Below are 23186 nucleotides of genomic sequence, written 5' to 3'. Positions count from 1 at the left end.
CAGTGAGCTTCTCTGCCGTTGTCGCCACACTACAGAGTGATGAAGACAGGTCTCAATGGCTGGCTCGTGCCGATCGGCTGTTATATAGCGCAAAACTGGGCACAAGCAGTTAAGGTTCGGTGATGATTAAGCCTGACCAGAGTGATCATTCTTTATCTCTAAGCCATCGTCGAAAACAACCGTATGGCGTGGTAATAGCAAAGCTACTGCAACTGAAAGACCGATGAAGAAACTGGATAGCCATAAACACGCTGCCATACCCCATGCCTGAAACACCCAGCCAGACAACACCGTTCCCAACAAACGTCCCATGGCATTGGCCATGTAGTAAAAACCCACATCCAGTGAGACACCCGCTTCATCGGCATAACTGACAATGAGGTAACTGTGAAGAGCAGAGTTCACTGCAAATAGCAGCCCAAACACCAATAAACCCACCAGCAAGCTTTCGGGCAGCCATGCCTGGTGGTTCATCGCAAGAGCTATAGCTGCCGGTATGAGTGTCAATGCAGACGCCCAGGCGAAGGCATGTCGGCCATCCGGTACAACGGAAGCTCCAACTCCGCTTATCTTCGGTGCAACAGACTGCACGATGCCGTAAGCAATGACCCAAGTGGCCAAAAAGGCTCCCACTAACCAGTGATCCCAGCCCAGACTGGCTGATAGGTAAACCGGCAGTGCCACCACAAACCAGACATCACGAGCCGCGAAAAGAAAAAGTCGCGCTGCGGACAGGTAATTGACTGCCCGGCTCTTGGAAAATATCTGACTAAATTTAGGTTTTGCAGAGGACTTTCCCAAGTCCTTTTTCAGATTCATGATGCTGAACAAGTACACCACAAGCAGAGCCAGAGCCATGGCCCCGATGGCGCCCCGAAAACCCCACGCGGCTAACAGAAGCCCACCCCAAAAAAACCCTAGGCCCTTTAGCGCGTTCTTTGAACCTGTCAGTATAGCTACCCACTGATACAAGGTACCGGCCGCATCCCGAGGGACCAATAGTCGGATGGCGCTCTTTGCGCTCATCTTGTTCAGGTCTTTGGCAATGCCTGACAAGGCCTGCACTGCCATGACCCACGCCACGCCCAGGTAGTGGTCTGGAACCATCAGCATCGACAGCGCCACCACCTGCATAGCCAAGCCCGCATTCATGGTTGTATTCAGCCCTACGCGCGCCCAGCCAGCCGCCTACCAAATTGGTGATAACGCCAAATATTTCATAGAACAGGAACAGCATGGCGACTTCCAGCGGGCTATAGCCTAAGTGGTGAAAGTGCAACACCACCAGCATCCGCAAGGCACCGTCGGTCAGGGTGAAGGCCCAGTAGTTACCAGTAAGCAATAAATACTGGCGAATATCAGGAGATAGCCTGGACAGCTTAAACATGCTTTCTTTATCAGCGATCCAGGTTGGCAACCATGCACATCAGTTCCGCGCTACGATTAGCGTAACCCCATTCGTTGTCATACCACAGATAGAGTTTGACCTGAGTGTCGTTGACCACCATGGTTGACAGTGCATCGACGATGCTCGAGCGCGGGTCAGTTTTGTAATCGATGGAAACGAGGGCTTTCTCCTCATAGCCAAGTATACCCTTGAGATCAGACTCCGAAGCATTCTTGAGTAGGTTATTCACTTCCTCAATACTGGTTTCCCGTCCTACCTCAAACACACAATCGGTCAGCGAGGCGTTGGCCAAGGGCACGCGTACTGCCTGTCCGTTCAATTTGCCTTCTAGGTCTGGGAAGATATGCGTGATCGCAGTGGCAGAGCCCGTGGTGGTAGGTATCAGGCTCATCCCACAGGCACGAGCTCGGCGCAGGTCCTTGTGGGCTGCATCAAGAATCGTCTGAGTATTGGTAACACTGTGAATCGTCGTGAACGATCCGTGTTTTATTCCAAGGCTCTCATGTATTACTTTCACCGCAGGAGCCAGACAATTAGTGGTGCAGGAGGCTGCACTAACAATGCGATGATTGTCCCTATCGTAGAGTTGATGGTTCACGCCCATCACAACATCCAACACGCCCTCTTCTTTTACCGGCGCTGTGACCACTACCCGTTTTACACCCTGCGCGAGATAGTCTTGCAGCGCAGCTTTACTCTTAAACTTCCCCGACGCTTCAATGACCACATCACAGCCCGACCAATCTGTATCGGCAATGCTTTTGTTGCTGCTACATCTAACACGCTGGCCATTGATCAGCAGCTCACTTCCCTCATTCTGGGCGTCGTAGAGCCACCTTCCGTGGACGGAATCAAAAGTCAATAAATGCGCGAGTGTCGCGGCATCAGCGGCGGGATCATTAATCTGCACAAACTCAATATTTTCTTTTCCCCAAGCCGCTCGCAAAATCAGGCGCCCCATCCGGCCAAAACCATTAACTCCTACTTTTATCGTCATGTACGCTCCGTAACTCAGTCGAGCTTGCTCAAGCACTATAACCAGTGCGCCTCATATAAGGGTCAGGGGTCTCATATAAAACATAAGGCCCATAAGTCATCCGCGACGCGAACTTTATATCCGAGCACAGCGCGAAAGCAACCGATCTACCCTTGCTTAAGAGTAGCCTATACCACGAATAGCGCAGCCCTCAGTGACTCACTCGTGGACTAGGCTCAGCTGATTGCTTTGCCCGAAAATATGTCAATATTTTTTACACTCAGTCTGTCGATGACAGCTTCGTTTTATTACAACACGCTGATCTGCAAAAGAAAAAATTATTTGGCATATATATTGCAAACTTTCACTTTAAGACTTTAGTTTTGTCAGCAGTCGCGACTCGAGACTCTCGAAGCTTCGGAGAAGATATTCGACCACGTCGAAACTAATCCAGCACAGGAATTGGGGCGCATCTTGCGGTGAATATAAAGCTGATGGTTCGAGTTTTAACGAGATATAAAAATTAACGAACTAACTGTAGCAAACTGAAGCTAAGTTCACTCGAGGGAGCACCGCAATGTTGAATTTCAAGAAAACCGTACTGGCCGCGGCCTTTATCTCAATGGTACCGACAGCATCGTACGCACAGTTGGAAGAAGTTCTGGTAACAGCGACCAAGCGTGTATCCTCTGTTCAGGACCTGCCTTTCTCGATCAACGCCATGACCGAGCAGGACATTAACCGCAGTGGCTCTACAAATATCGAAGAGTTGTCCCGCAATGTTGCGGGACTAACTATTCAGAACCTCGGCCCAGGCCAAAGTCAGGTAGCCATTCGAGGTGTCTCTGCCGGCCAGATCGTGCGTGATCAGCCCGGTGTGAAGGAGCAGGTGGGTGTATATATCGACGAGACTGTCATTTCCGTGTCATTGTTTACGCCCGATCTCGATCTTTACGACCTCAATCGAGTAGAAACCCTACGCGGCCCCCAAGGCACACTGTTTGGTTCTGGTTCTGTGGGCGGCACTATCCGCATGATCACCAACCAGCCAAGCTTCGATGAGCTCGCGGGGTCTATAGAGGCCAACTTGCATACAGTTAGCGATGGCGAAGAAGGCGGCCACCTCAAAGGTGCAGTGAATATTCCTATGGGGGATAAGCTTGCCCTGCGGGCGGTTGGCTATGCCACTGAATACGCGGGCTTCATTGACGCGCTGGGCGAGAATGGTAGCAAAAAGAAAGATGTGAACAGCGGTTATCGTCGAGGCGCTCGTCTAGCACTTGCCTGGCAGGCGACTGATAATCTGTTAATTACGCCACGTGTGATCTATCAAGAAATTGAGGCGGATGGCAATAACCGCCAGGAAGTGTTCAACCTTTTCGCCAATCCCTACACCACAACTCGTCCCGCCATCCAGCTGGGTGAGCGCGAGCAGTACTTACTTCTGGACGAGAAGTTTGAGGACGAAACGCTGATTGCAGACCTAGTGGTGAACTGGGCTTTGGACAACCTAGACCTGACCTACGCCGGTAGCTATACCGAGCGCGATATTCTGGTTGTTCGCGACGCCAGTGCCTTGAGTGGCTCGGTCGGTGTCGACGTAGGCTTTGACGATGCGGGTGTGCTACTGCCCTCCAGCCTTAACGATGTCACTGACCTCGAGCAGTGGACCCACGAATTTAGAGTGGCATCAAATTCTGAAGGCCCCATTAACTGGGTAGCTGGTGTGTTCTACTCCGACGTTGATCGTGAATATAATCAGCGCCTGCCAACCCCTGGCCATGATGCTGCAACTATTCGCAGCGGCGTGCTCGGTGACACCCTCCCCTCCGAGACAATGAATGGCTTTGCTGGCCCTGACTCCCCCTACAATGCCAGCATCCCCTACTCCATTAAACAAAAAGCAGTATTTGGCGAAGCTACTTGGGATGTGAATGAACGGCTGCACCTGACCCTGGGTGGTCGCTGGTACGATTTTGAAGAAACGCGCACCTTTACTAGCGGCGGCTGGTTTGCCAACGGCGACTTCTCGGTAGACTCGACCCAATCCGATGGCTTCAATCCACGCGTAATGGCCAGCTACGATATCAATGACAATACGATTATAAACGCACAGGCCTCGCAGGGCTTTCGTCTTGGTGGTGTAAATGACCCGCTCAATGCCAGCCTATGTAATGATGATGATCTGGCAACCTTCAATGGCTTCCCCGGTTACGACGATGAGACACTGTGGAATTATGAGCTCGGATTCAAATCGATGTTTGACAAAGTCCAGTTCAATGCGGCCATTTTCTATACAGACATTGAGAATTTGCAAACCACGGTAGATGCAGGTTCCTGCTCTTCTCGCGTAGTGTTCGAGGTACCTAAAGCACATACTGCTGGCGTCGAGTGGGAAATGACGGCCTATCCGGTAAATAGCCTGCTGCTGACTTTTAATGGTAGCTATATCGAGGCTGAATTTGATTCTACCCTTACAAACCAGGCCACGGGTGCAGTGCTAGCTGGTATCAAAGATGGCAACCGGCTTGCTTCAGTCCCTAAGCTTCAGCTGTCTGCGGCGGCTACATACACCTTTAAAAGTGATCTGTTTGGCTCCAGCGAGATGTATGTCACAGCCCTAGTTCAGCACGTGGGTGAGCGCTTTACTCAGCCGAGTGATCAGGTTAACGGAGCCGGAGAATTCCAATCAGGCTTGCCTTGGGGCGGTGCTAGCGGCAATGAAATTACCAGCCTTGATCTTGAATTGGATTCTTATGAACAGCTCAACCTGAGCGCCGGTATGCTCTGGGATGACTGGGAAGCGGTGTTGTATGTCCATAATGCGACCGATGAAAATAATAACCTATCTTTCGATCGGGAGCGTGGTGGCCGTGCCCGCCTGGCATTCCGCACTAACCAGCCGCGCACTATTGGCTTGACTGTTCGTAGGAGTTTCTGAATAGGACTGTCAGTCTGAGTAACAAAGCCCTTTAGCTGCAGCGGGCGGCACATGGCACCACCCGCTGCTAGCCTGATCACACTGGCATTGCCTAGCGGTTTTTACGAGCGCCCAACCGTCTCGCGGAACGCTCCTACCACGGGACTTAAGTAATCTTCGACAGCATTTCGTTCCGATGGCAGCTCAAGTCTCACTCGAATGTCGGTAATTCCACCTTCTACCATAGGCCCGACAGCGGCCATCATGGCATCTAGATCGAGCTGCCCATTGTGTCCTGTAATGACCGGCAGATAGCTCGTACACTGAAAACCCGTACTATCACGCCCCGCCTTAGCTAGCTCGTCACGGATCTTTTCTAAACCGGCTATCGGATTGTTGGCGTCTTCCCCCCAGGGAATCCAGCCGCTACCAAAGCGCACTATGCGTTCCAGAACATTTTTGTTGAGCCGGCCACTTATCCACAAAGGCACTCCCTCAGCCTGAAGAGGCTTCGGGTTCAGATGCACCTTGTCAAATTGTACTGACTCAGAATGGTAGGCCGCCGACTTCTCTTTCCACAGTATTTGGCAGATTTCGAGTGTTTCATTGAGGTGCCTTCCACGCTTCTCAAAGCTGACACCGTTCGCCTGGTACTCCTCGCGCTGCCAGCCTACTCCGACACCGATATCAAGCCGACCGAGTGATAGGGTATCTAGAGTAGACAAAGTCTTGGCCAGAGTTGCCGGCCGACGCAATCCCGCCAGAAGAATACCGGTCATCAAGCGGATATTTTGAGTGCGAGCAGCAAACATCGAAAGCAGCACGATTGGGTCTAGCCAGTGACCATCTGGGCCTGTGGGTTGCTGGCCCCCTTTTGTTCCTCCTGACTTTGGGTCCGCATAAGCTTCAAGGTTCTCTCCCATGACGATGTGCTCTGAGACACACAGGCGATCGATACCCGCAGCATCTGCGCCTTCTGCTTGATTGAACAGCCATTGCCATCCACCCGGCCCCTGATCACTCGGCGCGAAATTCAAAGGTTGTATTGAAAGAGCTGGTGTTGTGGCCTCTAATGAATTGTCTTTGATCATGTAGCATATTCCATTTTATTAGTGTTTTATTTTGGCGATGTTTTAGCGCTGAACTCGACTAGGACCAAACTTTAATCTCTGCTCAAACGAGACAGCGCAAAGGCCCCATGATCTCCAAATAAGATTCTACTCACTTACAGCGAGCTGGCTTCAACGGGGCAATGTGTATCAATCTTCCGTAACGGAAAGCAGCTCGCTGCCCCCTCGGCTGTCCGAATACTGCAGCGTAAAACAGTCAAAAGGAGCAGTCTTGTGCTCGCGCAACATGAGCTCTAAGCGGCAACCGCTCAGCTTGGCACTTTCCAGATGGGCTTTTTCACCATCCAAGTAGACGCTGCCAGATACCTTTTGAAACTTTTGCTGCAGTTCAATACGGTAGGTTTTCCCGTCCGCCCTATTCCACTCCCAAGTGCCGGCAATCTGAGCAGGCACCACCCACTTGTAGAGGGTTGCGCCACTGAGGGAGCGCCGCTCATCGGCTGCCCAGTCACCCATGTTAAAAGCATGTGAGACGATACGCGTACCTGGTCGAAGGGTGTGCAGCAGCCGCGGACGCAGCTCTAGATTGACCGAATCCAACAGATAAAGTGTAACCACGGTCGCTTCACTAATGTCTTCAGTAAATATACTGCCCTCAATGAAGTCCACCATGTATTCAACGCCCGACCAGCCGGCATACTCCATTGCGTCTGCTACCCTGATCGGATCGAGGTCGATGCCGACTGCCCTAGAGCCTCGCTCCTTGGCGGCTGCCACCACGATTCGGCCATCCCCGGAACCTAGGTCATAGAGCAAATCTCTTGGACCAACCTTCGCCAGATCCAGTATTTCCCCTACCAAGCTTTCCTTAGTGGGCACATAGGGCACATCTAAAAACAGTTCAGGCTCAGTCGAGTAGTTATCAAAATCGGCGGCAAAATTAAGATCAGTCAATGGATCAAGATCTCGATAGCTATCAAGATCTGAGTAAGCGTCGATATCCGAGTTCTCTTCGAGTTTATCTAATAAGTCCTTAAGCAATGTTTACCCATACCATGTCAATGTCTATATCAACCTGCACGCGTCTTTAGCGGCAGATGCCAGTCAACAATATCGACAGATCTCGAGCACTACCTTTGCTTGATCTCTGTCAGCGTCAGTCGTCGCCCTGCCGTGGCCGAAAACAGGAAACGGCCCTCTAGCTCTACGACCTCGCCCAAATAAGGGGCTATTTTGTCATGAGGAAAAACTTCGACCCGATTTAAGTCCTCATCCTCAATCCAGTAATGCAATGGTTCCTCAAAGCGGCGCACCACCCCTGTGGTAATAACTTGGCTGTCATCGTAATCCGACTGGCTCGCCACCAGCACAGACAAGGAGACCTGTTTAGCCTTAGTCTGGCCGTCACAAGCCAGTAGAAAGCTAGCAAGCAGCACGATGGCTATAGCGGCAATCAATCGCAGGGGGGCATTGGCGAAGCTCTGGAAGTGGATCATAAACAGCTCGGCTCAGTCGGCTGCCGCGAGATGCTTAGCATTCAAAGCCGCCCATCACGGGCTAGCCTGCGCCGCACCTGCCACTGATATACCCAGCTCAGTACGGGCTTGATAAGCGGCAGAGCGATCAGCCAGGCCAGGAAGCGCAAATGCGCCACACGACGCATCAGCAACACATAAGCATCAATACCATCATAAAACTGACCTGCAGCGTCTTCTACATGCAGCGACAGCAGTGCCTCGCGCGGGACGACTCCCCGGGCAATCAAGTGCTCATGGTGGCTGTTAACGTCAAGCCAAGCCACACCTTCGGCCGCTTTTTGCCATGACTCATAGCGACGGCGTTCGCGGCGGCAGAGAGGACATGCCGCATCATAGTAGACCTTGAGCTGAACTTCTTGGTCCGCAGATAGCTCTGTTTCAGCGCTTTGTTCCGCATGGCTGCTGTAGCTCATTGGAGCCCTCCTGTTTGGCCTTAATGGCCTCGCTTAACAAAGTATTGGCAAGGCAAACTCAGCAGGATCTTGCGACCTTTTGACTGTGTTACTGCTTATTATAACAGTTTGATATAAGTAATTATCTCGGAGCCGGTGGCGCTCACTATTATCACTGGCGCGAGATTTGCCGCTGCGGAGGCTAAGGTGGCGAGCGACCGCGCTAACAGAAACAATAATTGGACAAATATGATATAACAAGCTATCTCAGCACCTGCCTATCCTGCAGCAGTACTATCGGCCAGCGTCACAGGAGGAGTCGCCATGCCCGGTTACAAAACACGCAAACTACAGATCGATATCGGTGCCTTCAGCGGCCGCTTACGCGCCCTGCGCGATCGCAATCAATACGCCAAATCAGATTCCATTACTAAAAGCGAGGGTATTTCCTCCGCAAACTGGAGTCTTTTTGGCCAGCTCTGGCCAGCCAGCCTCGTGTTAGCTGGCGTAGTCAAAAAGCTGAAGCTCAAAGAGCGACGTATATTAGAGTTAGGTTGCGGCTTGGGCCTGCCAAGCCTGATCCTGCAGTGGCGCGGTGCGAACATCACCGCTAGTGACCACCATCCACTGAGCAAAGATTTTTTAGATTACAATGCCGCCCTCAACGACTTGCCAAATGTCCCCTACCTTCACCTGCCCTGGAGTGAGACGCCGCGCGATATCGGCCGCTTTGAGTTGATCCTTGGCAGCGATATTCTCTACGAGCGCGACCATCCAGCACAGTTAGCCGAGCTAGTGCAAGTCCTCGCTGCACCCAGTGCCAAAGTGCTGATCACCTGCCCTGGCCGCCGCTACCGCAACCAGTTCAGCCGCGCTATGAAAGAACAGGGCTTCCAGCTAAACGAGACACGCCTAGCCTTTGAAGAAGGTGAGGTAGCTCCCTATCGCGGACGCCTGCTAAGCTATCAACGCCATGCCTGAGTGACTATTGCCTAAATAAGCACGCTTTCGACGAGGTCGCAGTAGCGCAGCTAAGTACCCTCGGGCTGCAGTGCTAGCACAAGTGCATCGGCATGCTATAGCCTAGCTTGTTTACAGCCAGTACTTGGCTGCCGCTTCCATGGCAAGAAGTTTTGCCTCCAAGGACTCTGATGCTGGTACCTCAGCCGACCAGGGCATTAACACGACACCTTTAACTCCCAAGCCCTGCAAGCGTGCAACATAATCATCGCTGATCGACTCCGAGGCAATCACATACTTTTCTGCTTTACCCTCTGAAAGCTCATCAAGCTGAGTTAACAAGGGGCTTAATTCATCGATCGAATGATTCATGCCAATCCAGCCGGCATTGCTCGCGGCGCGTTTAATTGCAATGGGCGAATTACCACCGATATAAATTTTGGGAGCCTGAGCTGGGCGCGGCGCGAGCCCTACATCTTTAAAGTGATAGTGTTTGCCTTCATAAGAAAATAAGTTGCTAGCCCACAGCCCCTTAATCACATCAATAGACTCAGTGAAGCGCTGGCCTCGAGTGCTAGGATCGTGGCCTAGTAAGGCTATTTCATCACTGTTCCAGCCTGGTGTTATACCCAGCGCAAAACGCCCCTCACTTAAATCTGCCAAGGCACCTGCTTGCTTGGCTACTGTGAAGGGCTCACGCATCCCCATCACATAAGCATAGGTCATAAAACGCAGCTTTTCCGTAACTGCTGCCATAGTGGCTGCGGTAGTGATTGGCTCGATATTTGGTATTTCAGGATCGTATGGAATACCTCGCATAGGATGCCTAGCCTGCTGCTCTTTGGGCAGTGCCACATGATCAGACAAAGCAATACCGGCATAACCTAGGCGCTCAGCACCTTTAGCAATGGCTTTTACTTCACTGCCACGATTGGTTTCATGAAACCAAGCTAACCAAAATTCCATTATGTATTCCTTGTCGCTGTCATACCAGCCATCAGGATACCCCATTCAACAAATTGAGTAGAACCCACTACTTGCACAGCACTGACAACAGACTTCGCATTGCGTGAGGCCTAAGTACTGGCAATATTTAGATAGCTGTAAAATGGGTTTTGATAAATGCTAAAGAGAAAGCTACTATTCTCGCCCGATAAAAAACAGCGCCATAACGACCTGTACCTATAGCATTACTTATCCACCTATGTTTATTCACGGCTTACAGCCAGCGTATATCTGAGCACCACACATGACTAATACAAAACCACGGAGCGGTGATCTTAGGCCCGGCGGTAGAACTCGGGAAATTAAAAACAACGTAGCGACTTCTGTTCTCGAATTAATCAAGAGCGGTAACATTCAGTTTAGCTATAGCGAGCTTGCCGCTGCTTCCGGTGTTCATAAAACCACTTTGTACCGTCGCTGGCCCACGCATATAGATCTAATACGAGTAGCTATAGAAATTCACAACCAGAGTTTCAGTTTAGAAAGCAAAAATAACTGGCATGATAATGCGGAAGCCATAGTGCGCAGTCTGGCTGATTTTTTATCAGATCCCACCGAGGTCGCGATCAACCGTGCACTGCTGGCAAATCCACAAGCAGCCGAGAGCTTAGTGAGTGTCGAGTACTGGCAGCCCATACAGAACTTACTAAAAAGTATGGTCGTTGAAGCTCAAGCGGCTGGTGAGCTAGCTGAGGATATTGATCCTCAGACCGTGATAATGACAATTGTCTCGCCGCTTATTATCAGTACTACTCTGGGCTTTGGGACCAAGAGCAAGGAAACGCTTATCACCCAGCTAAGCCGTCTAGCACGCTCCTACGCATATAGCCCATAACTCGCGCCTCCCTTTATCTAAAGACTCCTTCAGCTTTAATTTAACCGCAGTCAATGGGGTCTAAAGTTTCCCAAAACTGTTTTCCAGCGCAGTCTAACTCAGGGCTAGAGCCTCCCCTCTCTCCGAATATTCGCTTGGGGATTGACAAAAAGTCACAGCAGAACTAGCCTCAGCACTAATGCATCAAAAGTTGCATTAAGAAATACTTAAACGATCTGAAGCCTACTCTGTTTGCACTTAGCACTTACTGGGGCGCAGCAAATTTCAGAGTTTTACGCGCTATTTCTGACTGTTAGGCAAGCCCAATAAAATTACAAGAGTACCGCAGCCATGTTTAGAAAAAGAACTATACCCGCCCTTCTGCCTTCTGCCGCTCTCTGCGCAGCAGGTGCCATTCTGATGACACCTGCGCTCGCACAGGCGCAAGCTTTAGAAGAGATAGTCGTCACCGCCCAAAAACGAGAGCAGTCCTTGCAGGATACGCCGATTGCTATCACAGCATTTGGTACAGACGACTTACAGAACATGTCCATCGATGACCTAGGTGACCTCGCTACCTTTGCGCCTAACGTGATGATCTCACCAGCACCGACTAATACAGGCAAAGCGGTCGTGGCTATTCGTGGCTCGGTGACCTCAAACCCAGCAATAACCTGGGAGCCTACAGTTGGCCTCTACCTAGACGGCGTTTACGTGGGCAAATTCTCTGGCAATGTCATGAACATTTCTGAACTTGAGCGGGTGGAGGTACTGCGGGGCCCGCAGGGTACCCTGTATGGTAAAAACACCATTAGTGGCGCGATCAACTTTATTACGGTCCAGCCCAGCGGTGAATTTGGCGGTAGCTTGCGCGCCGGCGCCGGCAATTACGATTACCGCGAGATCGCAGGATCCTTGGATACGGCGACACTATCCCTTGGCGATCTCGGTCAGCTTATGGCAAAAATTTCCGGGGGAATTGAAAGGCGCGACCCCTTGTACGACAACGTTAACGCGCGCCAAGGACCAGTTATTCACCCCTTATTTGGCACAGAAATCCAGCCTAACCCGCCCGGCAACAGTGGCCACAACGAGCTTGATAAGGCCAGTGCTCGACTCGATGTGTTATGGGACGCGACAGAGCGCCTGGCACTGCGTTATACGCTCAACTACGCCGAGGCAGATAACACCCCCGGCAAAGCCCAGCTGACTGCCATTGACCCGACTGACACAACCTTTGGCTTTCCACTGCCTGCAGGCATAGAGAAATATCTATCCGATGAGGACGACAACCTCAGCAAAAGCAGCACCGATGCGCCCGAGTATGAAAAGTTTGATTCCACCAGCCATTCATTCTTTGCAACTTATAATCTCGGTGAAGTCGGCAGCCTCGGTGAGGTCGTTGTGAACTATATTTTTAACACGCGGGAGCTGGACTTTCGGCAAACACTCGATAATGACGGCACACCCTTCTCGCTGTTTCACTCCATCGATCAAAAAGAAATTTATGAACAACTATCCCATGAAATACAGCTTACAGGCGCAACTGAACGCACAGATTGGGTCCTTGGACTGTACTACTTTGATGAGGAAGCAGATGTCCTAGACCCTCTGGCCCCTTTCAATGAAGTGCTAGAACCTTTGTTAGGCGCGCCTATTTTGCTCGAAAATCAATACGGTTTTAGCGCTGAGCAACTCGCAGTATATGGACAACTAGAGTGGCGTCCGCCGATACTCGATGATCGTCTAAGCACCACTTTGGGGCTGCGTTGGACCCGTGAAAAGAAAGACGCCTACGTTATTCACCCCGGTGACTTTTCAGTCAGCGCTAACGACAAATGGACCAACGTCGCACCCACTTTCATTGTCACTTATGACATCGCCACCGACATCAATGCCTATGCTAAGTATTCTCGGGGCTGGAAGGCCGGCGGCTTTAACGGCGAGTCCAACGACCCTGTAGCATTTAGCCAAGGCTATGACCCGCAGGAAGTCGACGCCATTGAGCTTGGTATTAAGTCGCGCTGGCTAGATGGCGCCCTGCAGCTCAACGCTGCGGCCTTCTACAACGATGAAACCGACCTGCAGCTATCTGTGTTCACTAGCGGCGCTGGAGCATCTTCAGAGGTGCGCAATGCCGGGGAGGCGACTAAGCGCGGTTTTGAGCTCGAGCTTGCCTATCAAGTTAACGCAGACTTACTGCTCAGCGCCAACTACGGCTATTTAGATGTAGAGTATAAAGAGTTCAAGGAGTTCGACCCGGTCATTGGCGCAGTGGTCGACAAAAGCGGCGAAAAAGACATTCAGTATGCCCCCGAGAACACCCTCAACCTCAGCATTGATTACACCTTCGCACGTGGTCACTGGGGGGAGCTTAGAGGCTATATGAATTACAGCTACGTGGACGATTATGTACCCTATGTTAACCCATCGCAAAATGCCAGTTCAGCGATTGATAGCCGAGGGTTGCTAAACGCTCGCCTCACGCTGGCGGAAATCCCGCTTTCAAACGCAACGCTCGAGTTAGCGCTGTGGGGTAAGAACCTGAGCGATGAAGAGTATCGCTTGAACACTGTTCCTTTTGGTACCTGGACAGCAAGCTACTTTGGCGACCCCAGAACTTACGGCGTGCAGGCCAACATCAGCTTCTAAGACTATAGCCTCTGATCTAGAGGTCTCAAGGGCCTCTAGATTAAAGTCAGCATCGCTAAATTCGCCTTGTTGTCAGCAATCATTTCGCTCACTGCTTAGTCGACATTATATAGAGTCGAATAAGTAGTGCAGTTATTCTGGCGCATACCAAATAGCTGAGGTAATAGCACGCTCTTGAATTGAGCTGGGCTCCATGGCCTCAATGCCTAAATCTAGCGCATCAAAAGTGGACCAACGCGGTGTAGGGATCTCAATGACCCTAGCGTAGTAGAAAGCTTCCATTTCAGGATCGAACTCTGGATCAGTCCACAGTGTGCTCAACACAGCATCACCGATACTATTGTCATAGCTCGCTGTTTTGATATCCACGGTATTACCTACAGCAGGTAATTTACCGCTGCTGGCGTCGACGCTGCGCCCCCCAGAAGCCGCCACATCAAAAATCTTTTCGTGGCTTTTACCAGAATCATCCACCCAGGCTTTAATAATCTGAATTCGATCGAGATTAGCGCCTTCGGGATCCTTCATCGCCAACACCATAAACTTAGGGCTTGCAGCGCTCGGAGCTGCACTGAGTGTTCCGCCCATCGGCACGCCGCTGGCATAAGCACGCGAAATAACATCCGTCTGTTCCAGCAGGCTAGCATCGTAATCCCAGCCAGCGAAGAAGCGTACACTGATACGTGGACCGCTAGTGGCGAAGGTTTCTTTGCGCTGTAGCGCATCATAAATAGAAGCTCTAGTATTTTCCTCTGCCCAAACAGCCGCTAAACCACCAGAACCCCATCGTGTAACAGGGTTAATACCTGCTGGTAACAAGGTCGCACTATCTGTGCGCAGACCGGCACTGCCATCCATCATTGGCAATTTGCCATGATAGTTGCTTTCCTCAGAGGGGGAGCTGGCGTTGTGACTATCACTTGAACCAATAACACCAAAGGTATAAGGATTAAAGCCTTCGCTGTGGGACAACTCCAAACCTAAACGCAGGGCGTCTCGGGCATAGGCACCTTTGACCCTGCCTGGGTCACTGTCGTCGCCTAAGGAGACCAGGTTAGCGATTTCAAAGTTGGCAAATTCATCGAGATTAGACAGCAAGGGGTGGGTCTCAGATGAGCCCTTAATCTGTAATATTTCACTGATGGGCTCATACTCACTGCGCATCTTGGCGTACTCTTCAGTGATCGGTTTGCCATAGGAATCCACACTGGGATACATATTGCCGTCACTCAAGTTGGCATTGTGAGGTATCGCAAAAGCATGGCGTCCGGCTGCATTCTCCTTGGCTAAAAAGCGCCATAAGTCTTCAGGGTAGTGGCTGTCCAAATAACTGAAGGGCAGATCGGAAACATTGTCACTTCGATAGATGACATTGCGGTGAATATGCACCGTCGGAGTATCAACAAAGGCGGACCACTCATAGCCAATAAAGGTTGTAAAAACACCCGGCTCATTGAACTTTTGGGCTGCATCAATAGTCATTTGCCAGGCATCCCTGTTAATGCCTTCATCAACCTCATCGACACCAAAACCAAAGCCCTGCTGCCGTATAAAAGCTGCGGATTTGATCCATGCAATAGTAATGCTTAAAGCGTTGCCATTGAGTAAGAGATCACGTAAAGGGCGCTGAGTCGTCGGCACTTTTAAGTTTGCCAGCCGCGCCTGCCCCAGATACTCGGCGTGATCGGTAACCGCTGCAAAATCTAGTGGCCGGGATATTTCTATAGGATAGCCTGCAGCATGCTCAATCGTGCCGCCACGAGCAAAGGTATAAACATCCTCAGGTAAGGTACGCACACCAAAAACGTAGGCATCCGTAGATAAGCCTGTGTGGATATGTAAATCTCCAAACAGTAGGTTCTTCTCTGGGTTCGCAGCGACTGCAGCTTTAGGCAGTGACTCGCGCCGCTGTTCTGGATCAAAGGCAGGCTGCAGAGAAGGATCGTCTAGTTTGGAGCAGGCTCCAAGACTAATAACAAGCAGCGTTAAGACAAAAACCGACAGATGACTCATGGACGCCCTCAAACAAATTATTAGAATTTTCTGCTGAATATAAAAAACCATTCATAGTTTACACCGCTCTAGTCATCCCTGCTGCTAGCCTTTTTAAACCAAAAAGCTCTAGATTCCGCAAAGGTAGTAGCCAACAAGGTTTTTGCCACAGACCTCCCCTGCGACTGACAGATCGCTGTATCGCCCATTCACTAGACTTGTAGCAAGCTCAACTGCAACGATCAAGCCTGCAATATTGCCTAGCCTCCATGGAGTTGCAGTAGGAGCCTCTCCTACCGCTGCCGATCGATCATGCCTGCCTGAAAGCGGTTGATGCTGGGGCCCACTTGTGTCGATCACTCGGACACCAAGTGTCAGAATACCGCACCAAGCTTGATGCAATGGAACTGTGGCAAGCCCCGGGCTTAGTCAGCGACGTTCTCCTAGCTGGCAAGATTAATGCACGCGAATAGCAATTAGCAGCATAGCTAGAGCAAAGCAAAACATGGTTTCATCAGGTAGCGCAATTGCCAGTTTGAATCTCTGCTATTTGGCTGACTGGGTTCGCAACTAGAGCTAGTGATTGATCGAGGTTTTTTTCTCGACACTAGCTCAATACTTTCTATAATTAAATCAGTCTACGAATCGATATCGCCGTATCTCTGCTTCCGCCGAGTCAAGCTGCTGCATTCGAAGAGGGCTTAATCCCACATGCCAAAGTTAGAAATCACAAAAGACTTGGCCTTATCAATGACAGCTTCTTTGCCTATCGGGCTGTGTTTGGCTGCCCATAGCGGAGAAATTGTTTACGCAAACTCAAAAGCCGAAGATATTTTTGGTTTTAACAAAGAGGAACTAGCCGGCCACTTTGTTGAAGATCTCGTACCTAAACCCTCTCGTCATGCACATAGCGCCCTGCGCGAAAACTACGTAGCCAAGCCAATAAGTACTGCTATGAGTGGCGGTCGTTTATTGTCTGGAATAAAAAAGGACGGCACAGAAGTTTTCCTTCAGATTGGCCTCACCCCGCTCAACCACAAATACATACTGGTAACTTTTATTGAATCTACCAATGAAATTATAAAACCATCGAACTCAAATGACCCCTTGAGTGGCTTACCCAATCGCAAACTATTCGATGAATACGTCAAGAAGTTACGCACTCTGGCTATAAGAAACCAAAAAAACATCTCAACCGCCTTTATCGATATAGATAACTTTAAGCCTATCAATGATCAATATGGTCACCACATAGGCGATATGGTTATTTGTGAAGTAGCTGATATGCTCAGGAGCTGCTTAAGGCAGAGTGACATTATCGCTCGAGTTGGTGGCGATGAATTTATTCTTTGCTTATACGATGTTAATGAAAGCACACATTTACAGCAGATATTAGCGCAGCTGATACAGCTCATCTCTTCTCTAACGAATGTTGCTGGCTGTCCGATCTCCATTAGTGCTAGCGTAGACGCCATCATGACCTACAGGCCAGAAAACATCGAAATATGCGAGATGATCAGCATGGCAGATAAATTGATGTACGAAATTAAAAAAGAAAATAAAGGAACGGTAATTGTTAAGGAAATAGCCGCCTAGTACACAACTGACCTGGTCTATGTCAGGACATAACAACAGCCTGTTAAAAACCCAAAAGCCTCTGACCTTAGCCCCAGCTTGATTTTCTACTCGATCAAATCGAAGGTATTTTCCTCTAACAACCTATATAACAAAAGGACTTAATACGAGCTTAATCAGTACAACTTAGCGGTAATACCATTACTTAATACAGTGGACCAGGAGTACAACTTAATCAGTTAGTTAAATAATTAGAGCATGGCCATATATTTCCACATCACAAAAAACGATGACAGGCTATTGACTAGTACTCCCCTAGCAAATTGTTATATTTGCCATCTAGAATCGAGTAAGGTCTAAATTTCCTCTCTGCATTTGCACTAACTAATAACAACAATACGATCACATTTCTAGTGTCAGCTTTTTTAACACCCTGGCTCACAAGGTAGTCAGAAACTACTATAAAACACTGATTTGTAACGTTATTTTTTATCGGCATGTTTATTGCTACATGAAGGAAGTGATATAAAAAATTGTTCTAGACTGCTTACTTTTGGAATACCACTAAATAGCAGTAAATACGCGTGTTCACTTAATGTTTGCTAGCACTATAGCAATTGATAGCTTAGTCTGTGACGCGGTCATAACTTATTTTTAGTAGTTAACGCAGATTATGCTATAGGAAGGCCTACAGGTTGCGCTTAAAAATAGTGACATGAGCCTCACGGAGTGTTAGGAAATACGCTTTACTTATTAAGTTTTATATAGCTACTATCGGGACTGTTTCTTAACTTGAAGTTAAAATTATTAGCTAGCCTTAAGAAGCATAGTCGGAAAAGAACATAAAAAACTGCGAACTATAAAAATGAATAATAGAAGGCTATATTTTATCGATTGCGCGCGTACCTACGCAGTATTTCTCGCGCTGTTATCTCACCTACTTATCACAACCCGTTTTTTTAACGACCTAGGCAGTGATGCCATATATGTAAAGCAGTTTACACGTATGGCCACGCCGATGTTTGTTTTCATGTTCGGATTTATGATTGAGTTTGTTTATGTACGCAGAGTCATCAACAATGGCCACCAACTGCTTAGGCAGCGCTTGCACATTAGAGCTTTTCAGTGCTATTTCGCATATTCTCTTACCGGTTTTTGCGGTTTTCTTGGGGGTTTCACATCTTTTCAAGACTTTATGCTTTCGTTAGTTTTTCTCAGTGACTCTAGGTTTGGTAATATTCTGAGGGTATATGCTGTTATATTGCTTTTTACTCCCCTAATCATCCAACTTAGAGTTCATTATCCAAATCGTTTTCTAATCATTGCTTTATCAATTCTCTTGGCAAGCTTTCCTGTAACAAGTGCTCTCAAGGCAAGTGATTTTGGGGCTATGAATAACGCCATGAACACACTATTCGGTATTGGACCAGTTAAAGCGGGGCCCAGTGTTTGGCATTCTCTCTGTTTTGTCTTTGCAGGAATGCTAATGGCATCGAGCTTCAATACAGCAAGATCGACTAGAAATGATATCAATTCACGCTTTTACTTCAACGCATTTGGACTTGTAATCACGTGTCTACTTGCTTGGTATTTTTTAATCGATAAGAGCTTCTCCGTAGGGTGGTGGAGCTTCGTCGACATGAGTTATCGAAAGGACAATGCTGCGGGTTATTTTATCATTGGTACACTTACCAGCGTCATCACATTTATCTTTTTCAAGCTTTGGATCGGCACACGGACTCCCCCCTTTTTATTCCAGCTACTCTTACCTATTGGACTCTCTTCTCTATTTTCTTACACCGTAGGTAATTGCCTGTTAAACCTATTTGGTATCGAAGTGATCGCCTACCCACTACTTACCGCTATCTTATTTTTCCCACTACTCGTGTTCATTACTCGATATATCACACTGCTACCAGGATACCAGATGATAAATGACCTACTTAACCTCAGGCTTCCTAACTCTACTGCGAAAGCATCTCAAGCTTAGGCACAGAAACAGACCCACTAGTTCAGATAAATATTGCCCATCCCTAGGGTAAGATAAAGTTGAGCAAGCCATAACTGCGCTCGCTAAATTCTGTAAGACTTTTTCCAGCCAATTATTGCCCTCATAGTAATTATGCATGAGCATTGTTCGTGGAAATTTTCTGTCTGAACACCGCTATGTAGCCATAACATCTATGGCTAGTTTATTTATCTATAACCTTGCCGGGTTCAGTCTATACCTACCTGTGGTGGCGGACATGGATTCAGGTTAGCATCCCAAACTTTATCATAAGACTGTAAGGAGATCACAAAGTGGTTGAAGTTAAGGTTGAACGTGAACTATCGGTATCGGCGGATAAGGCTTGGGCACTGATTTCGGATTTTGGTGATATTAGCTGGGCGCCAGGCATGGACAAGGTGGTCGTCACTGGCGAGGGCCCTGGCATGGTTCGCAGTATTTACATGCCCGGCGACACCCCCCCCATCGATGAACGCCTTGAGGTACTGGACCACGAAAAGAAGTTAATGGAATACACCATCCCCGGCCCTAGCCCGATGCCCGTAAGCGACTACCGCGCTAGCGCTCAAGTCCTAGCGCTGGACGAAAACCGCTGTCTTATCGACTGGCGCTGCCGGGCCCAAGAAGTCGGTGTTAGTTCCGAAGAAGCAGAAGCTATTATCGCTGGCTTTTATAATCAACTGATCGACTGGATCGCGGCGGCGCTCAAACAGCGCTGAGACAACTGAACTACCCAAGCGGGACTTGTCGGTGAGATAAGCCCGCAACCACTATAGGTACCGGAACAGTAAATACAGTTCCGGTACTGCATCTTTCTCTCTGCCAGCGGCCTCAGCGAAAGAGATGCGCTAGCAGTGCTGATCTGAGATTGAGAAACTGACTGAGCCTAACCACAACTAATAGCGTCTCGCCACTTTAAGGAGAGCAATGATAATGGGAGAAAAACGACTGAGCGGGCGCAGCGCAATCGTAACTGGCGCGAGCGGAGGTATCGGCCGCGCCATGGCCGAGCGTTTGGCCAAAGAAGGTGCTGCTGTTCTAGTCACCGACATCGATGATGACAATGGCAAAGCAGTGACGGAGGTAATCCGTCAGGCCGGCGGCCAGGCCGAGTATCGCCGTGTCGACGTCACTAGCCGAGAAGATGTCGAAGGCATGGTGGCCCACTGTGTGGAGACCTGGGGTAGTGTGGATATCCTCATCAACAACGCCTATCGCGGCCAGCCGCCAGAGCGGCTAGAAAACAAATCCGATGAAGACTTCGAGCAAGCCTTACAAATGAATTTTTGGGCCGGCAAGTGGTCAATGCTCGCTGCATTTCCGCACATGCGTGAGCGCGGCTGGGGACGGATCATAAATATCTGCTCTCTGAACGGCGTAAACGCGCACATGGGTACTGCCAACTACAACATTAGTAAGGAGGCCCTGCGCACGCTGACCCGCTCCGCCGCTAGAGAGTGGGCGGGCTACGGCATCTGCTGCAATGTGATCTGCCCCGCTGCACACTCCTCGGCCTTTCAGCGCTTTCAGCAAGCCCAGCCGAAACTTGCCGCGGCCATGGAGGCGGCAAATCCTATGGGGCGCATGGGCGACCCAGAGCGGGACATTGCCGGTGTTGCCGCATTCCTTGCTAGTGAGGATGCCCGGTATTTAACCGGCAACACCCTGTATGTGGACGGTGGCGGACACATCAATGGCGTGGCTTGGGTGCCGGATATGCCAGAGTAGAAGTTCTCCGTAAATGCTATGCCGGGCTATGCTCGGCAGCACATCGGGCTTTCTCAACGCGCTTCTAGAGCAATTACCGGAATTTCCCGCTCAGTCAGGCTTTCATAATAAGCATAGGTGGGCACATCTGCCTTGAGCCCCTCCCATACTTTAGCCCGCTCCTCACCCGCCAAAAAGCGTGCTCGTACCTGCTGTGGTCGGCGCCGGATACGAACCACGGCATCAGGATTGGCGCGCAGGTTCTGTGCCCAATAGGGGTCGCTGTCTGCTCCACCCTTAGAAGCGACCAACAAGCGCTGGCCATCGCGGTCAAAATAGGGAACCGCAACCGCTCGCTTGCGTCCGCTACGCCGCCCTATGGTTTCTAGATACAAAACCGGACCGGGCGCATAACCACTAGCGCGAGCAAACACCCATGTGGTCAAAGAAAAGCCCGTCCAGCGCACTAGAAATCGATCCAGAGCAAGTCCGGCGGAGGACATCACAAAACGCTGTAGCATGCTTCTTATTCTCTAGTGATTAACGAAGTTCAGATAAGATACTTCTGACTGCTCTAGCATGCCACCTTAGTAATCCAGCGAAAATTTTCAGCCCGTGCTAGTGACTAGCCTAACAAAACAAGTAGCTTTCCTTGGCTTAATTTACGCGACCTCGTTTACAGCACTGAGGATATGTTGGCCGAGTTGCTTCGAAAGTGCCAGCGGAGTGAGGGGGCCGGCGCAGTTAAAGACCACCCCGATAATATCCAGCTCACTGAGCTTCTCTGCGAGCTCAATGCCGCTGAGTTTTAAGACCTGCGGAACGCCGTGCTTTAAGGTTAGCTCAGTCACTTTGCCGAGGTACTCATGAAGCGCTTCTTCGGAGGTAAAGGCAGCGAGGAGCGCGCGCCCTTGTGGGTCAGGCGCGAGGTCTAGGCGATTTTCGTTTCGTAGAACGAGGTGAAAGTCCTTATAGGAGGCGATGGCACGCAACGCGTTTGGGTCCAGTGGGGGACGCCTGCTCATCGAGAGCGCCCGCTCAACTCCAGACATTCGACCCGCCTCACGAATGGATTCTGCTTGCCCTGGCTGGAAAGTCAGTGAGTGTTCAGTATGCGGGTTGATCACCAGCGCTTCGTCGCTATCCACAAAGCTGAGTAGTGTGCTCGAGGAAATAACGGCAAAGTCGCCATCAAGATTGTGAGCCTCTTCGCTTGCACGTGCGCCTTCCAGGGCTTCCGGTTCGGAGAAGGCAATGATTTGTTTGGCTGCGCCGACACCGTCGCTGAAGCTGCGAATGTGAGTGCCCTCGTCGTCTTTTATGACGGGCACGATGAACTTTTCACAGCACACGATATTCCACAGGAGAAGCTCCTGAGGAAGCTCTCCGCGCTGAAAGGCAGCAATGGCTTCAGAGACCGTTTCAACCGAGTTTGATTCACTCACTATCGCACTCCCATTTTTCTGAGTTATGTTTGGATGCGTATCGGCACACCATAACGCCAGAATATAAAGAGATGCAAGGTCTCGGAGAACCCTGGACGTGGTGGCGTGACCATGAGTCACCTGCTCTTCGTGCTGATGTACTAGCGCGCAGCTGTAGTTTTCTCACTTTTTAATTCCAGCGTCTATAGTAGAACGCCAAACAAGCCGTGATATCAGCCGAGGCCCATATTGAGTTTAGCGCTTAGAGCCCCGCTTAATAAAACCTGAAAACTGAAAGATTAAAAAGCCAACTACTGAGAGCACAACTGCAATCTCGTAGCGCTTATAGGCCACTGAGATACCAATAGCACCTGTTAACCATAGCCCTGCGGCGGTAGCGGTACCGGAGGCGCCGGCATCAGTTTTGATAATAGAGCCGCCGCCGATAAAGCCCATGCCAGTGATAATGCCGTACATGATGCGCGCTTCTGCATCAGAGCCCGAGTAGACACTCACGCCCACCAGCATAAAAGCACAGCAGGCGATGGCAACCAGAGGAAAGGTGCGAAGCCCGGCGCCTTGCTCGCTATTTTCACGATTAAAAGCAATGGGCAGAGCCAGTAAAAAAGCGATGCCCAGCTGCGTTAAGTTCATCCAGACTTCGGTCAGATCAAGTGTTAGCTCCACTGGCTTGGCTCTCCTTATTATTTTACGTCGGTGATTTATACAAACAACTAATGAACAG

At 49.9% G+C, this 23186-nt stretch carries 19 protein-coding genes; 8 read left to right on the top strand and 11 right to left on the bottom strand.

Features of this window, described 5'->3' with window-relative positions; genetic code table 11:
- Positions 1 to 126 precede the first annotated feature (126 nt).
- On the bottom strand, positions 127 to 1152 hold the full coding sequence (gene arsJ / locus H2508_RS01580) for an organoarsenical effux MFS transporter ArsJ (RefSeq protein ID WP_328799280.1): 1026 nt from the start codon (positions 1150 to 1152) through the stop codon (positions 127 to 129).
- Positions 1153 to 1397: 245 nt separating this feature from the next.
- Entirely contained in the window at positions 1398 to 2405 is a 1008-nt protein-coding gene (locus H2508_RS01575; RefSeq protein ID WP_182168656.1) for an ArsJ-associated glyceraldehyde-3-phosphate dehydrogenase, read from the bottom strand.
- Positions 2406 to 2961: 556 nt separating this feature from the next.
- On the opposite strand from H2508_RS01575, the gene H2508_RS01570 reads away from it, so the two are divergent.
- Positions 2962 to 5325: a TonB-dependent receptor gene (locus H2508_RS01570; RefSeq protein WP_182168655.1), complete on the top strand. Its 2364-nt coding sequence runs from the start codon at positions 2962 to 2964 to the stop codon at positions 5323 to 5325.
- Positions 5326 to 5426: 101 nt separating this feature from the next.
- Here the strand turns inward: H2508_RS01570 and H2508_RS01565 are convergent, their stop codons facing one another.
- The 4 genes from H2508_RS01565 to H2508_RS01550 form a co-directional block, all read right to left on the bottom strand.
- Positions 5427 to 6395, bottom strand: a complete 969-nt coding sequence (locus H2508_RS01565; RefSeq protein WP_182168654.1) for a TIGR03619 family F420-dependent LLM class oxidoreductase — start codon at positions 6393 to 6395, stop codon at positions 5427 to 5429.
- Positions 6396 to 6563: 168 nt separating this feature from the next.
- Positions 6564 to 7415 (bottom strand): class I SAM-dependent methyltransferase, encoded by an 852-nt coding sequence (locus H2508_RS01560; protein WP_182168653.1) that lies wholly within the window; start codon positions 7413 to 7415, stop codon positions 6564 to 6566.
- An 89-nt stretch (positions 7416 to 7504) separates the two neighbouring features.
- Positions 7505 to 7870 carry a hypothetical protein gene (locus H2508_RS01555; RefSeq protein ID WP_182168652.1) on the bottom strand — a complete coding sequence of 122 codons (366 nt, stop codon included), beginning with the start codon at positions 7868 to 7870 and terminating at the stop codon, positions 7505 to 7507.
- 41 nt (positions 7871 to 7911) lie between these two features.
- The gene (locus tag H2508_RS01550) at positions 7912 to 8325 is read right to left on the bottom strand and encodes a thiol-disulfide oxidoreductase DCC family protein (RefSeq protein WP_182168651.1); all 414 of its coding nucleotides are present in this window, start codon (positions 8323 to 8325) and stop codon (positions 7912 to 7914) included.
- A gap of 303 nt (positions 8326 to 8628) precedes the next feature.
- Between H2508_RS01550 and H2508_RS01545 the strand changes: the two genes are divergently transcribed.
- Positions 8629 to 9285 (top strand): class I SAM-dependent methyltransferase, encoded by a 657-nt coding sequence (locus H2508_RS01545; protein WP_182168650.1) that lies wholly within the window; start codon positions 8629 to 8631, stop codon positions 9283 to 9285.
- Between the two features lie 111 nt (positions 9286 to 9396).
- Here the strand turns inward: H2508_RS01545 and H2508_RS01540 are convergent, their stop codons facing one another.
- The gene (locus tag H2508_RS01540; protein WP_182168649.1) at positions 9397 to 10230 is read right to left on the bottom strand and encodes a TIGR03619 family F420-dependent LLM class oxidoreductase; all 834 of its coding nucleotides are present in this window, start codon (positions 10228 to 10230) and stop codon (positions 9397 to 9399) included.
- 283 nt (positions 10231 to 10513) lie between these two features.
- On the opposite strand from H2508_RS01540, the gene H2508_RS01535 reads away from it, so the two are divergent.
- The gene (locus H2508_RS01535; RefSeq protein WP_182168648.1) at positions 10514 to 11104 is read left to right on the top strand and encodes a TetR-like C-terminal domain-containing protein; all 591 of its coding nucleotides are present in this window, start codon (positions 10514 to 10516) and stop codon (positions 11102 to 11104) included.
- Positions 11105 to 11503: 399 nt separating this feature from the next.
- Positions 11504 to 13735, top strand: a complete 2232-nt coding sequence (locus H2508_RS01530; RefSeq protein ID WP_182168647.1) for a TonB-dependent receptor — start codon at positions 11504 to 11506, stop codon at positions 13733 to 13735.
- 132 nt (positions 13736 to 13867) lie between these two features.
- Here the strand turns inward: H2508_RS01530 and H2508_RS01525 are convergent, their stop codons facing one another.
- Entirely contained in the window at positions 13868 to 15748 is a 1881-nt protein-coding gene (locus H2508_RS01525) for a DUF3604 domain-containing protein (protein WP_182168646.1), read from the bottom strand.
- A gap of 690 nt (positions 15749 to 16438) precedes the next feature.
- Here H2508_RS01525 and H2508_RS01520 point away from each other — a divergent pair.
- The 4 genes from H2508_RS01520 (at position 16439) to H2508_RS01505 (ending at position 21038) form a co-directional block, all read left to right on the top strand.
- Complete coding sequence (locus H2508_RS01520) at positions 16439 to 17323, top strand: diguanylate cyclase (protein WP_182168645.1); 885 nt, start codon at positions 16439 to 16441, stop codon at positions 17321 to 17323.
- A gap of 844 nt (positions 17324 to 18167) precedes the next feature.
- Positions 18168 to 19292 carry an OpgC domain-containing protein gene (opgC, locus tag H2508_RS01515; RefSeq protein WP_182168644.1) on the top strand — a complete coding sequence of 375 codons (1125 nt, stop codon included), beginning with the start codon at positions 18168 to 18170 and terminating at the stop codon, positions 19290 to 19292.
- A gap of 311 nt (positions 19293 to 19603) precedes the next feature.
- Positions 19604 to 20029 carry an SRPBCC family protein gene (locus H2508_RS01510; RefSeq protein ID WP_182168643.1) on the top strand — a complete coding sequence of 142 codons (426 nt, stop codon included), beginning with the start codon at positions 19604 to 19606 and terminating at the stop codon, positions 20027 to 20029.
- Between the two features lie 214 nt (positions 20030 to 20243).
- Positions 20244 to 21038, top strand: a complete 795-nt coding sequence (locus H2508_RS01505) for an SDR family NAD(P)-dependent oxidoreductase (protein ID WP_182168642.1) — start codon at positions 20244 to 20246, stop codon at positions 21036 to 21038.
- A gap of 53 nt (positions 21039 to 21091) precedes the next feature.
- On the opposite strand, the gene H2508_RS01500 is transcribed toward H2508_RS01505, so the two are convergent.
- The 3 genes from H2508_RS01500 to H2508_RS01490 all read right to left on the bottom strand — a co-directional run bounded on the left by H2508_RS01500 (position 21092) and on the right by H2508_RS01490 (position 23128).
- Entirely contained in the window at positions 21092 to 21538 is a 447-nt protein-coding gene (locus tag H2508_RS01500; protein ID WP_182168641.1) for a nitroreductase/quinone reductase family protein, read from the bottom strand.
- Between the two features lie 141 nt (positions 21539 to 21679).
- Entirely contained in the window at positions 21680 to 22462 is a 783-nt protein-coding gene (locus H2508_RS01495; RefSeq protein WP_182168640.1) for an SseB family protein, read from the bottom strand.
- Positions 22463 to 22696: 234 nt separating this feature from the next.
- Positions 22697 to 23128, bottom strand: coding sequence for an MgtC/SapB family protein (locus tag H2508_RS01490; RefSeq protein WP_328799279.1), 432 nt, complete (start codon positions 23126 to 23128; stop codon positions 22697 to 22699).
- Positions 23129 to 23186: the final 58 nt, after the last annotated feature.

Origin of the sequence: Sediminihaliea albiluteola (assembly GCF_014077625.1) — a bacterium.
GTDB lineage: Bacteria > Pseudomonadota > Gammaproteobacteria > Pseudomonadales > Halieaceae > Sediminihaliea > Sediminihaliea albiluteola.
This window is presented reverse-complemented; position numbering and strand designations above follow the sequence as displayed.

What these genes read in the sequence shown, in the direction of transcription:
- H2508_RS01565 (WP_182168654.1), bottom strand. Translation starts at nt 6,395, where the DNA reads ATGATCAAAGACAATTCATTAGAGGCCACAACACCAGCTCTTTCAATA.
- opgC (WP_182168644.1), top strand. Translation starts at nt 18,168, where the DNA reads ATGAATAATAGAAGGCTATATTTTATCGATTGCGCGCGTACCTACGCA.
- H2508_RS01520 (WP_182168645.1), top strand. Translation starts at nt 16,439, where the DNA reads ATGCCAAAGTTAGAAATCACAAAAGACTTGGCCTTATCAATGACAGCT.
- H2508_RS01530 (WP_182168647.1), top strand. Translation starts at nt 11,504, where the DNA reads ATGACACCTGCGCTCGCACAGGCGCAAGCTTTAGAAGAGATAGTCGTC.
- H2508_RS01550 (WP_182168651.1), bottom strand. Translation starts at nt 8,325, where the DNA reads ATGAGCTACAGCAGCCATGCGGAACAAAGCGCTGAAACAGAGCTATCT.
- H2508_RS01525 (WP_182168646.1), bottom strand. Translation starts at nt 15,748, where the DNA reads ATGAGTCATCTGTCGGTTTTTGTCTTAACGCTGCTTGTTATTAGTCTT.
- H2508_RS01540 (WP_182168649.1), bottom strand. Translation starts at nt 10,230, where the DNA reads ATGGAATTTTGGTTAGCTTGGTTTCATGAAACCAATCGTGGCAGTGAA.
- H2508_RS01535 (WP_182168648.1), top strand. Translation starts at nt 10,514, where the DNA reads ATGACTAATACAAAACCACGGAGCGGTGATCTTAGGCCCGGCGGTAGA.
- arsJ (WP_328799280.1), bottom strand. Translation starts at nt 1,152, where the DNA reads ATGAATGCGGGCTTGGCTATGCAGGTGGTGGCGCTGTCGATGCTGATG.
- H2508_RS01505 (WP_182168642.1), top strand. Translation starts at nt 20,244, where the DNA reads ATGGGAGAAAAACGACTGAGCGGGCGCAGCGCAATCGTAACTGGCGCG.
- H2508_RS01575 (WP_182168656.1), bottom strand. Translation starts at nt 2,405, where the DNA reads ATGACGATAAAAGTAGGAGTTAATGGTTTTGGCCGGATGGGGCGCCTG.
- H2508_RS01500 (WP_182168641.1), bottom strand. Translation starts at nt 21,538, where the DNA reads ATGCTACAGCGTTTTGTGATGTCCTCCGCCGGACTTGCTCTGGATCGA.
- H2508_RS01545 (WP_182168650.1), top strand. Translation starts at nt 8,629, where the DNA reads ATGCCCGGTTACAAAACACGCAAACTACAGATCGATATCGGTGCCTTC.
- H2508_RS01555 (WP_182168652.1), bottom strand. Translation starts at nt 7,870, where the DNA reads ATGATCCACTTCCAGAGCTTCGCCAATGCCCCCCTGCGATTGATTGCC.
- H2508_RS01570 (WP_182168655.1), top strand. Translation starts at nt 2,962, where the DNA reads ATGTTGAATTTCAAGAAAACCGTACTGGCCGCGGCCTTTATCTCAATG.